The sequence below is a fragment of the Thiobacillus sp. genome, from assembly GCF_024708915.1.
Map to the genome: position 1 here is coordinate 1 of NZ_JANJXQ010000068.1, position 11095 is coordinate 11095.

Here is an 11095-nt window from a genome sequence, read left to right on the forward strand (position 1 = left end):
GCCGAAAAACGGAATCCTCAGCAATTCCTTTTTCAGCACCATGGCCTGCGGCGGCAACAGGATGGGCAGCGCGATGGTTTCCCAGGCCGATTGGTGCTTGGCCATGACGATGACCGGGCGATCCGGCAGGTTTTCCCGCCCGCGGATCTCGAAGCGGATGCCGCAGATGAGGGCCGCCGCCTTGACGACAAAGCGGTTCCACAGGGTGATGAGGCGATAACGGGCAAACGGGCCGAAGGGAAAGGTCAGCAGCGCGACAATCGCAAAAAACACGGTTGCCAGGCTTTGCACCAGGGCGAACAGGGTGGAACGCAAGACGATCATGTACGGCTCAGGATGGCGTCCACGGCCTCCGCCAGGTTGGCGTAAATCTGCGTGCCTTCGGGCAGTCCGCCCGCGCCCAGCGTCTTCCGGCCCTTGCCGGTTTCGACCAGCATGGGCAGGCAACCGACTTCCGCCGCCGCCTGCAGGTCGCGCAGCGAATCGCCGATGGCGGGCACATCCTGCAGATCCTGGCCGTAGCGCGCGGCGATCTCGTCGAACAGCCCTGGCTTGGGCTTGCGGCAGCTGCATTCCATGTCAGCCGAATGCGGGCAGTAAAACACCGCCTCGATACGCCCTCCCGCCTGCGCCACTGCCTTGTGCATCTTGGCGTGGATGGCGTTCAGCGTGGCCATCTCGAACAGCCCGCGCGCCAGCCCGGACTGATTGGTCGCCACCACCACGCGCCAGCCTTCGCGCGTCAGCCGTGCGATCGCTTCCAGGCTGCCGGGAATGGGCTTCCACTCTTCCGGAGACTTGATGAACTGGGCGGAGCCGAAGTTGATGACGCCGTCACGGTCGAGAATGATGAGCTTCATGGTCCAACCCCTGCCTTTACCGGGCCCATATTACGCCGCCAGACGCGACAAGTCCGCAACCCGATTCATGGTCCGGTGCAGCTGGTTCAGCAGCGCCAGACGGTTGGCGCGGAGCGCCGGATCGTCGGCGTTGACCATCACCGTGTCGAAGAAGGCGTCGACCGGGGCTTTCAGCGCGGCCAGCGCCTGCAGCGAGGCAGTGTAGTCGCCGGCGGCGAAGGCGGCGTCGGCACGCGGCGCGATCTCGCCGAGCGCGGCGAACAGCGCGGTTTCCGCCGCCTCGACGAGTCGGCCTTGATCGACTGTGCCGCCCGCCTCGCCCTCGGCTTTTTTCAGGATGTTGCCGACGCGCTTGTTGGCAGCGGCGAGCGCGGGGGCTTCGGGCAATGCTGCAAACCCCCGCACCGCGTCGAGCCGTTTAGGAATGTCAGCCAGTACCGGCGGGCGCAGCGTCAGCACGGCGTCGACTTCGTTGGCGCTAAAACCCTGATCCCTCAACAGTCCCGCAAGACGCTCGAAAATAAAATCAAATACATCTTGCTTAGTATTTGGGGGGATCACACGCTCCTCGTAACCAGTTGCCACTACCTGAAAACCTGAAAGCTCCTTTGTTTGCAACTCTGCAAGCCGCATCTCATGCATCTTTTGAGACCAATTCTTTTTAAGGCCAGCGTCACCGTGAGCCATGAGAGCGACTTGCAACAGCCAATCCAAATTTGCTTGGAGTTTCGATTCGATCAATAAACGAATGATCCCTAGTGCATGCCGCCTAAGTGCAAAGGGGTCTTTATCACCAGTTGGTTTCTCTCCAATGCTGAACATTCCGACCAACGTTTCCAGCTTGTCCGCCAGCGCCACGCACACGCCGACGTCGCTGCGCGGCAGCTCGTCGCCTGCGAAGCGCGGCTTGTAGTGGTCCTCGATGGCGAAGGCAATGTCGTCGGCCAAGCCGTCGTGCTGGGCGTAATAGCGCCCCATGATGCCCTGCAGTTCGGGAAACTCGCCCACCATGTCGGTGAGCAGGTCGGCCTTGGCCAGCAATGCGGCCTGACCGGCTTTCAGCGCCAGCGCCTCGCCGCCGAGCTGCTCGCCGATGACGCGGGCGATCGCCTGCATCCGCGTCACCCGCTCGCCCTGGGTGCCCAGCTTGTTGTGATACACCACCTTGGCCAGCCCCAGCACGCGCGAATCGAGCGCCTTCTTGCGGTCCTGGTCGAAGAAGAACTTGGCGTCGGCCAGACGCGGGCGCACCACGCGTTCGTTGCCCTGGATCACGGCGGAGGCATCGGCGGGCGAGATGTTGGAAACGATGAGAAAGCGGTTGGTCAGCTTGCTTTGCGCGTCCAGCAGCGGGAAATATTTCTGGTTCGCCTTCATCGTGAGGATCAGGCATTCCTGCGGCACTTCAAGATATGCGGTTTCAAAAGTGCCGACCAGCACATTGGGCCGTTCAACCAGCGCGGTGACCTCGTCGAGCAGCGCGGCGTCGTCCACCGGCTTCAGCCCCAGCGGCGCGGCGGCCGCATGCAACTGGCGCACGATATCGGCGCGGCGCTCGGCGAAGCTGGCGATAACCGCGCCTTCCTCTTTCAACTGCGTGGCGTAGCTGTCGGCGGAGGTCAGCACCACCGGGCTCACGCGCGCCTCGAAACGATGGCCGTGCGTGTCGCGCCCTGCGTGCAAACCCAGCACCGACACCGGCACCACGTCAGCGCCGTGCAGCGCGACCAGCCCGTGCACCGGGCGCACGAAATCGACCGTGGTCCAGCCGTCTTCGAGCTGATAGCTCATCACCTTGGGGATGGGCAGCTTCGCCATCGCGGCTTCGAGGGCTTTCTGCAGGCCTTCGGCGAGCGTGGCGCCGGGAGCGACGCTGTCGTGGTACAGGGCTTCGTTCTTGCCTTCACCCTCGCGGTGCAGCGTCGTCACCGCGGAGGCGTCAGCACCCAGCGCGGCGAGCCGCTTCAGCAGCGCCGGTGTCGCCTGACCGGCCGCGTCGAGGCCGACCGAAACCGGCATCAGCTTGCTCGACACCGGCTTGTCGGCGGCACGCGCGAGCACGCCTGTGAGGTGCGCGCCGAGGCGGCGCGGCGAGGCGAAATGTGTGACGGCGGCATCCGCCCCGGTCAGCTCCTGCGCGACGAGGCTTTCGGCGAGCGCAGCGGAAAAGGCCTCGCCCAGCTTCTTCAGCGCCTTCGGCGGCAGTTCTTCGACGAACAGTTCGACCAGTAAGTTTTGTGCGCTCATGCTGCCGCCTTCTTTTCGAGCTGTACCGTCGCTTCGTGCGCCCACTCGCGCGGCGCCATCGGGAAGCCGAGCCGCGCGCGGCTGTCGAGGTAGCTTCTGGCCACTGCCCGCGCCAGGTTGCGGATGCGCCCGATGTAGGCGGCGCGCTCGGTCACCGAAATCGCGCCGCGCGCGTCGAGCAGGTTGAAGGTGTGCGCGGCCTTCAGTACCTGTTCGTAGGCCGGCAGCGCGAGCTGCGCCGTCATCAGTTCCTGCGCCGTCTTCTCGTGCGCGGCAAACGCGGTGAGCAGGAAATCGACATCGCTGTGCTCGAAGTTGTAGGCGCTCTGCTCGACCTCGTTCTGGTGGTAGACGTCGCGGTAGCTCAGTCCCTCGGTCCACACCAGGTCGAACACGCTCTCGACGCCCTGCAGATACATGGCCAGCCGCTCCAGGCCGTAGGTGATCTCGCCGGTGATCGGCTTGCAGTCGATGCCGCCGACCTGCTGGAAGTAGGTGAACTGGGTGACTTCCATGCCGTTCAGCCACACCTCCCAGCCCAGCCCCCAGGCGCCGAGCGTGGGGTTCTCCCAGTCGTCCTCGACGAAGCGCACGTCGTTCTTTTTCAGGTCAAACCCGAGCGCTTCGAGCGAACCGAGATACAGCTCCAGGATGTCGGCCGGCGCGGGTTTCAGTACCACCTGGAACTGGTAGTAGTGCTGCAGGCGGTTGGGGTTGTCGCCGTAGCGGCCGTCCTTGGGCCGGCGGCTGGGCTGCACGTAGGCGGCCTTCCACGGCTCCGGGCCAAGGGATCGTAAAAATGTGGCGGTGTGCGAGGTGCCCGCACCGACTTCCATGTCGTAGGGCTGCAGCAGCGCACAGCCGCGCTCGGCCCAGTAGCGTTGCAGGGTGAGGATAATGTCCTGAAAGGTGGGTTTCACGGCGGATCAGCAGCTTTTCGGCAAAGCGGCATTTTAGCGTGCTTGGCGGGGGTTTCGGCATTGCCCGATGGGCGGGAGCCGGCCCGGTCTCTCAAGCAGCCAATCCCGAATCCTTGCCGACAAACTTTCCGACCGAATCCGGCATTTCAAATACCGCCGGAATTGCAAACGAATCCGCCAATGAACCCGCCACAGCGGGACGATCCGGCAGCTTGGGGGAAACGAAATCGGTCAAATGCAAACTATCCTGAAGCAACGCGGGGCGTCGCGATCGTGACGCCCACCCATCCTTGATTGAATAGAGGCGTCTTCATGTCCGATCAACTCGACTCGCTATGCATCGATACGCTGCGCTTCCTCTCGGTGGACATGGTGCAGCACGCCGGCAGCGGCCATCCGGGACTGCCGCTCGGCGCCGCGCCAATGGCCTACGCGCTATGGACGCGCCAGTTCAAGCACCACCCGGCCAACCCGGACTGGGCCGACCGCGATCGCTTCGTGCTGTCGGCCGGACACGGCTCCGCGCTTCTCTACAGCCTGCTGCATCTGACTGGCTACGCGCTGTCGCTGGACGACATCCGGCAGTTTCGCCAATGGGGAAGCAAGGCGCCGGGGCATCCCGAGCGCGGCCACACGCCCGGCGTCGAAGTGACCACCGGCCCGCTCGGGCAAGGGCTGGCGAATGCAGTCGGCATGGCGATCGGCGAAGCCCATCTGGCGGCGCGCTATAACCGCGACGGCCACACGGTGATCGACCACCATACCTGGGCCATCGTAAGCGACGGCGACCTGATGGAAGGGATCGCCTCCGAGGCTGCGTCGCTGGCCGGGCATCTGCAACTCGGCAAGCTGATCTGCCTCTACGACGACAACAGCGTCACCCTGTCGGCCGGTACCGACATCACGTTTTCGGAGGATCGCAGCCAACGCTTCGAAGCCTGTGGCTGGCAGGTGCTCCACGTGGCCGACGGCAACGACGTCGCCGCGATTGGCGCCGCGCTCGACGCCGCGCGTGCCGACACCGCGCGGCCATCACTGATCCTGGTGCGCACCCACATCGGCTTCGGCTCGCCCGAGCAGGACAGCTACAAAGCCCACGGTTCGCCGCTCGGCGTCGAGGGCGTCAAAAAGACCAAGGAGACGCTTGGCTGGCCGGTCGATCCGCCGTTTCGGGTGCCGCAGCCGGCGCTGGCGCATTTCCGCGCGGCTCTGCAACGCGGCGCCCGGGCGGAAGCCGAATGGAATGAACGGTTCGATGCCTATGCCCGGGCATTCCCTGAACTGGCCGGCGAGCTGCAGGGCCGTCTGCGTGGCGAACTTCCTGCCGGGTGGGATGCCGGCATCCCGTTTTTTCCCGCCGACGCCAAGGGCATGGCCACGCGCGTCGCCAGCGGCAAGATCATGAATGCGTTCGCGCCGAAGCTGCCGGCACTGGTCGGCGGCTCGGCCGATCTCGATCCGTCCACCCACACCGCGCTGACCGGGCTGGGCGACTTCAATCCGGCCCCGGCAAGCGGAACGGGCAGCGAAGGCTCCGGCCACGGCGGCTGGAGTTACGCCGGCCGCAACCTGCATTTCGGCGTGCGCGAACATGCGATGGGGGCGATCGTCAATGGTCTCGCCGCGCATGGCGGTTTCATCCCCTACGGCGCCACCTTCCTGATCTTCTCCGACTACATGCGCCCGGCAATCCGCCTGGCCGCGCTGATGGGCGTGCACGTGGTGCACGTGTTCACCCACGACAGCATCGCCGTCGGCGAGGACGGCCCCACCCACCAGCCGGTCGAGCAACTGGCCAGCCTGCGCGCGATCCCCGGTCTCACCGTGATCCGGCCTGCCGACGCCAACGAAACCGCGGTGGCGTGGAAAGTGGCGGTGGAAACCCGCGGCCACCCGGTGCTGCTGGCGCTGACCCGGCAGGATGTGCCCACGCTCGACCGCAGCCGTTATGCCAGCGCCGACGGTCTGCGCCGCGGCGCGTATGTGCTGAGCGATGCGAAACACGCCCAACCCGAGCTGATCCTGATTGCCAGCGGCTCCGAAGTCGGCCTGATCCTCGCCGCCGCCGAGCGCCTGCGGAGCGAAGGCGTCGCAGTGCGCTGCGTGTCGATGCCGAGCTGGGAACTGTTCGATACCCAGCCGCAAAGCTATCGCGACGACGTGCTGCCGCCGCGCGTGCCGGCGCGCCTGGCGGTCGAACTGGGCGTGTCTCAGGGCTGGGGCCGCTACGTCGGCGCCCACGGTGACATGCTCGGCGTCGAACGCTTCGGCGCCTCGGCTCCGGCCGGCGTCCTGCTGCGCGAATACGGCTTCACCGTCGACCACGTGGCCGCACGCGCCAAGGCGCTGCTGGCACGCCGATAGGCGGAAGCGGCCACAACAGCGCGGCGCAGCCGGTCATCAACGGAGACCATGAGCATGAGCCATCCATTCAAGATCGGCGACCACGTACGCTGGAACTCGGAGGCCGGCCTGGTGAGTGGCACGATCATCAAGGTGCATACGCGCGACACCCTATACAAAGGCCATATGCGCCGCTGCAGCCCGGAAGATCCGCAGTACGCGATCCAGAGCGACAAGACCGATCACATTGCGATGCACAAAGGCGCTGCGTTGCAGCGAATAGTCTGAGCGATGCCCTCCGGATGCGGCGCCAGCGGAATCGAAACGATCTGGACGATCGGCCATTCGACCCGCACGCTGGAGGCGTTTCTCGACGCGCTGGCGACCTATCGCATCGAGACGGTCGCCGATGTCCGGCGCTTTCCCGGCTCGCGCCGCCATCCGCATTTCGCAAAGGATGCGCTGCGTGAATCGCTGCTGGCGCACGGCATCAGATATCGGTGGTTGCCCAAGCTCGGCGGACGCCGCCCGGTGCGGCCCGATTCACCGAACGACGGCTGGCGCAACGCCTCGTTTCGCGGCTACGCCGACTATCTCGCCAGCGCGGAGTTTGCCGAAGGCCTCGACGCGCTGCTGGCGCTGGCCGGGCAGCGACGTACCGCGCTGATGTGCGCCGAGGCGGTGTGGTGGCGCTGTCATCGCGCGCTGATCGCCGACGTGTTGCGTGTGCGCGGCATCGAGGTGATCCATATCGCCGATGCCAGGCACAGCACGGTGCATCCTTACACTTCGCCGGCGCGCATTGTAGAGGGCCGGCTGACCTACGCGTTGGCGCGGGAACCGCCGCCCTGATGGCCTGTCATGAACCGGATGCGGGAAATCATTATGCGGTGCGCTCATTCAGCCGCGGCAGCAACACGGAGGGTCAAATACCGCCCGATTACCACCCTATAAACACGTGCTCGACGTCTCCAGCGTCTCGATTTCCCCCGACAACTCCAGCCATTCCCCCTCTTCGATCGCCAGTTCGTCAATGACGTGCTGAAGCTGCCTGCCGGTTTCGGTAATCGCTTCGACGGAAATCGTCCCGCTCAGGCGTGCTTCAAGCGTATTTTTTTCCACTTGAAGCGCAGCCATGCTCTTGTCGAGTCTTTCCAGCTTCTGCTTCAGCGCCTTGATCTTGCCCGATGACACCACCGGTTTTTTCGCCGTTACCGGGGCAGGCTCCGGTTTTACTTCCGGAGCTTCGACCCTCTTGCCCGCCTGCTTGAGTTCTTCACGCAGGCGCTTGCCCTCGTCCAGCAGATAGCGCTGGTAGTCGTCCAGGTCGCCGTCGAAGGGCTCGACCCCGCCACGGCTGACCAGCCAGAATTCGTCGCAAACCGAACGCAGCAGGGCACGGTCGTGGCTGACCAGCATCAGCGTGCCTTCGAATTCGTTCAAGGCCATCGCCAGCGCCTCGCGGGTGGCAAGATCGAGGTGGTTGGTCGGCTCGTCCAACAGCAGCAGGTTGGGGCGCTGCCACACGATCATGCACAGCACCAGCCGCGCTTTTTCGCCGCCGCTCATGGTGCCGACGGCCTGCTTGACCATGTCGCCGCTGAAGTTGAAGGTGCCGAGGAAATTGCGCAGATCCTGTTCGCGGCTGCTGAACTGGCCGGCGCCGCCGTTGGCGATGGTGTCGCGGGCGAGGCGGATCATGTGCTCCAGCGGGGTGTCGGCCGGGCGCAGCACGTCGAGTTCCTGCTGCGCGAAGTAGCCGATGTTGAGGCCCTTGCCTTCGGTCACGGCACCGGCAACGACCGCGAGGTCGCGCGCGATGGTCTTCACCAGCGTCGACTTGCCCTGGCCGTTGGCGCCGAGGATGCCGATGCGCTGGCCGGCGAAGACCGACTTGCTGACCCCCCGCACGATCACCGTCGGCTCGCCCGTGCCGTCCGCCGGCGGATAACCGAAGCTGGCGTCGTCGATCGTCAGCATCGGGTTGGGCAGGTTGAGCGGCTCCTTGAACTCGAAAGTGAAATCCGCGCTCGCCAGCAGCGGGGCCAGCTTTTCCATGCGGTCCAGCGCCTTGACCCGGCTTTGCGCCTGCTTGGCCTTGCTGGCCTTGGCCTTGAAGCGGTCGATGAATTTCTGCAGGTGCGCGATTTTCTCCTGCTGCTTGGCGAACGCCGCCTGCTGCAGCGCCATCTGCTCGGCGCGCATGTCCTCGAAGGTGCTGTAGTTGCCGCCGTAGCGGGTGAGCTGGCCGTTTTCGATGTGGATGGTGACGTTGGTCACCGCGTCGAGAAATTCGCGGTCGTGGCTGATCACCAGCAGGGTGCCGGGGTATTTCTTCAGCCAGGCTTCCAGCCACACCAGCGCATCCAGATCGAGGTGGTTGGTCGGCTCGTCGAGCAGCAGCAGTTCCGACGGGCACATCAGTGCGCGCGCCAACTGTAATCGCATGCGCCAGCCGCCGGAGAAGCTGTTGACCGGCTGATCCAGTTCGCGCACCTGGAATCCCAGGCCGAGAATCAGGGCCTGCGCGCGCGACTGTGCGTCGTGGGCGCCGGCGTCGTGCAGCGCCATGTAGGCATGCGCCATGCGCTCGCCGTCGTCGCTGGCCTCGGCGGCATCGACTTCTGCCTGCGCCTCGGCCAACTGGGTGTCGCCGGCGATGACGAACCCGGTGGCGGACTCCGCCGTTTCCGGCATATCCTGCGCCACCTGCGCCATGCGCCACTGCGTCGGCATGGAAAAGTCGCCGCGGTCTTCGTGCAGGGTGCCGTTGATGAGCGCGAACAGGCTGGACTTACCGGCGCCGTTGCGCCCCACCAGGCCGACTTTTTCGCCGGGGTTGATCGACACCGAGGCGTTGTCGAGCAGCACCTTGGCGCTGCGCCGCAGGCTGAGATTCTTGAGGATGATCATGCAGAAGATGCGGCGCGCCTGAAACGCTCCGCCCAAATCGAAAGCCGGATTCTACCTTGACGCCGCCATCCGCCCGGCGGGCGCCCGCTGTTTGCCGCCTCGACACGGATTGACGACTTTCCGTCAATCCGTGCCATGCCGCCTGTCGAAGTTTGCGGGAAACATATTTCAACACATTGTTTCATATGATGTTTTTAACATCATATCGCGACAGACCCGGGTGGCACAGGCATTGCACGTATTAAGGCAAAACCTTCATCAAGGAGTGCATCATGAAACTGCAATTCGGCAAAAAACAACTGGTTCTCGAACTCAGCTCCTCGCCTTTTTCCTGGTTCCACGGCCAGACCGAACGCATGAGCCTCACCAGCCTGTCGCTGCTGTTCGTACAGTTTTCCCTGTTTGCCCGCCAGCCGGCCGCCTGATGCAACTGGGTAGAGCCACCCGCGTGAGCGTCGGCCTGTCGTGCTCGCCGCTGGGATTCTTCAGCGGTAGCACCCGCCGCATGTCGATGTTCAGCCTGACGCTGCTGTTCATCGAATTCCGGATACTGCGGCGCGCCAGCGCACACTTCATCTGACGCCCCGGCGGATTTCCAGCGCCGCCTCCAGACCGCCCGCCGCACGGTTTTTGAGCGACACGGTCCATCCATTGGTTTCCGCCAGCTGCCGCACGATCGCCAGTCCCAGTCCGGTTCCGCCGGTGGCCTGTGAACGCGACGCATCGAGCCGGTAAAACGGCCTGAACACTTTTTCCAGCTGATCGTCTGGAATACCCGCGCCGCCATCGCGCACGATCACCCGCGCCTGTTTGTTGCTGCATTCCAGCGCCAGTTCGACCGGCGCGCCGCCGCCATAACGCTGCGCATTCTGGATCAGGTTGGTGACGATTTGCCGCAGCGCAAGCCGGCCGGCCTCGATCTCGCACGGCAGCGCACCCTGCCACGACAGTCCGGTATCGGCCGCGATCTCCTCCAGCAAACCCGCAAGGTCGAAACGCACTTTCATTTCGGCCTGCGTGGTGCGCGCCAGCTCCAGGTAGCCCGTAATCAGCCGGTTCATGTCGGCCAGATCGGCCACCGCGCGGTCGATGCGTGCCGCGCTGGGGGCATCGCGCAGCATTTCCAGATTGAGCTGCAGCCGCGTCATCGGGGTACGCAGGTCGTGCGAAATCCCCGCCAGCAGGGTGGTGCGGTTATCCAGCAGATCGCCTACCTCGGTCGCCATCCGGTTGAAGCGGCGGGCCAGTTCGGCCAGCTCGGCCGGGCCGGTTTCCGGCAAGGGCTCGGGCAGCTCGCCCGCGCCAACCTGGCTGGCCGCCTGCGCCGCGCGCGCTAGCGGCACGGTGATGCGGCGCACCAGAAACAGGGCAGTCAGCAGACTGAGGAATGCGCCCAGCGCAATCACCGCGATGGCCGCCAGCGGTGGCTTGACGGCATAGCGGTCAGGGAAGAATCCGGCATGCAGATCATGCCCGGCCACCGGAATATCCAGCCATGCCGCCGCCGTCTCCGGCATCCCGCGCAACACGATGGGCTCGCCTAACCGGCGGCTCAATGCGGCTTCGATCTGCGCGCGAAAGGCGAATTGCGGGGCATCTGCGGTGGCGCCGGTGGCGCCGGTGGTGAGGCGCAGGCCATGGCGTCGCGCCAGTTCGCGTTCGAACGCGGCGCGCGTCGGCGGCGGCAGCTCCACCCAGGTCTGCGCCGACAGCACGATCAATCCGGCCAGGTCGTCCGCCGAGCGTTCCGCCACCGGGACGATCAGGGTGCGATACACCACCCAGAACGCCGCCGCCTGGAACACGATGAAG

At 65.1% G+C, this 11095-nt stretch carries 12 protein-coding genes; 5 read left to right on the top strand and 7 right to left on the bottom strand.

Annotation, left to right across the window (positions count from 1 at the left end):
- The 5 genes from Q0L94_RS05220 to Q0L94_RS05240 form a co-directional block, all read right to left on the bottom strand.
- On the bottom strand, window positions 1–324 hold a 324-nt coding region (locus tag Q0L94_RS05220), incomplete at its 3' end, for a 1-acyl-sn-glycerol-3-phosphate acyltransferase (RefSeq protein ID WP_366799231.1).
- Complete coding sequence (gmhB, locus tag Q0L94_RS05225) at window positions 321–860, bottom strand: D-glycero-beta-D-manno-heptose 1,7-bisphosphate 7-phosphatase (RefSeq protein ID WP_296750827.1); 540 nt, start codon at window positions 858–860, stop codon at window positions 321–323. The genes gmhB and Q0L94_RS05220, both read right to left, overlap by 4 nt.
- 30 nt (window positions 861–890) lie before the next feature.
- The gene (gene glyS, locus Q0L94_RS05230) at window positions 891–3107 is read right to left on the bottom strand and encodes a glycine--tRNA ligase subunit beta (protein WP_296750830.1); all 2217 of its coding nucleotides are present in this window, start codon (window positions 3105–3107) and stop codon (window positions 891–893) included.
- Window positions 3104–4027 carry a glycine--tRNA ligase subunit alpha gene (gene glyQ / locus Q0L94_RS05235; protein WP_296750833.1) on the bottom strand — a complete coding sequence of 308 codons (924 nt, stop codon included), beginning with the start codon at window positions 4025–4027 and terminating at the stop codon, window positions 3104–3106. The genes glyS and glyQ overlap by 4 nt, the downstream gene beginning before the upstream one ends.
- A gap of 91 nt (window positions 4028–4118) precedes the next feature.
- Window positions 4119–4262: a hypothetical protein gene (locus Q0L94_RS05240; protein ID WP_296750836.1), complete on the bottom strand. Its 144-nt coding sequence runs from the start codon at window positions 4260–4262 to the stop codon at window positions 4119–4121.
- Window positions 4263–4339: 77 nt separating this feature from the next.
- Between Q0L94_RS05240 and tkt the strand changes: the two genes are divergently transcribed.
- From tkt to Q0L94_RS05255, 3 genes are read left to right on the top strand one after another with little or no spacing between them, the layout of a single operon-like run.
- Window positions 4340–6391: a transketolase gene (tkt, locus tag Q0L94_RS05245; protein ID WP_296750839.1), complete on the top strand. Its 2052-nt coding sequence runs from the start codon at window positions 4340–4342 to the stop codon at window positions 6389–6391.
- Window positions 6392–6445: 54 nt separating this feature from the next.
- The gene (locus Q0L94_RS05250) at window positions 6446–6658 is read left to right on the top strand and encodes a DUF2945 domain-containing protein (RefSeq protein ID WP_296750842.1); all 213 of its coding nucleotides are present in this window, start codon (window positions 6446–6448) and stop codon (window positions 6656–6658) included.
- 3 nt (window positions 6659–6661) lie between these two features.
- The gene (locus Q0L94_RS05255; RefSeq protein WP_296750844.1) at window positions 6662–7222 is read left to right on the top strand and encodes a DUF488 family protein; all 561 of its coding nucleotides are present in this window, start codon (window positions 6662–6664) and stop codon (window positions 7220–7222) included.
- A gap of 96 nt (window positions 7223–7318) precedes the next feature.
- Here Q0L94_RS05255 and Q0L94_RS05260 read toward each other — a convergent pair whose 3' ends face one another.
- Complete coding sequence (locus Q0L94_RS05260) at window positions 7319–9283, bottom strand: ATP-binding cassette domain-containing protein (RefSeq protein ID WP_296750847.1); 1965 nt, start codon at window positions 9281–9283, stop codon at window positions 7319–7321.
- Window positions 9284–9555: 272 nt separating this feature from the next.
- Between Q0L94_RS05260 and Q0L94_RS05265 the strand changes: the two genes are divergently transcribed.
- Together Q0L94_RS05265 and Q0L94_RS05270 are read left to right on the top strand one after the other, a co-directional pair.
- Complete coding sequence (locus Q0L94_RS05265; RefSeq protein ID WP_296750850.1) at window positions 9556–9708, top strand: hypothetical protein; 153 nt, start codon at window positions 9556–9558, stop codon at window positions 9706–9708.
- Window positions 9708–9863: a hypothetical protein gene (locus Q0L94_RS05270; RefSeq protein ID WP_296750854.1), complete on the top strand. Its 156-nt coding sequence runs from the start codon at window positions 9708–9710 to the stop codon at window positions 9861–9863. Before Q0L94_RS05265 ends, Q0L94_RS05270 begins: the two co-directional genes overlap by 1 nt.
- On the opposite strand, the gene Q0L94_RS05275 is transcribed toward Q0L94_RS05270, so the two are convergent.
- The coding region (locus Q0L94_RS05275; protein WP_296750856.1) for an ATP-binding protein at window positions 9856–11095 on the bottom strand (1240 nt) is incomplete at its 5' end. The two genes, Q0L94_RS05270 and Q0L94_RS05275, sit on opposite strands and share 8 nt — an antisense overlap.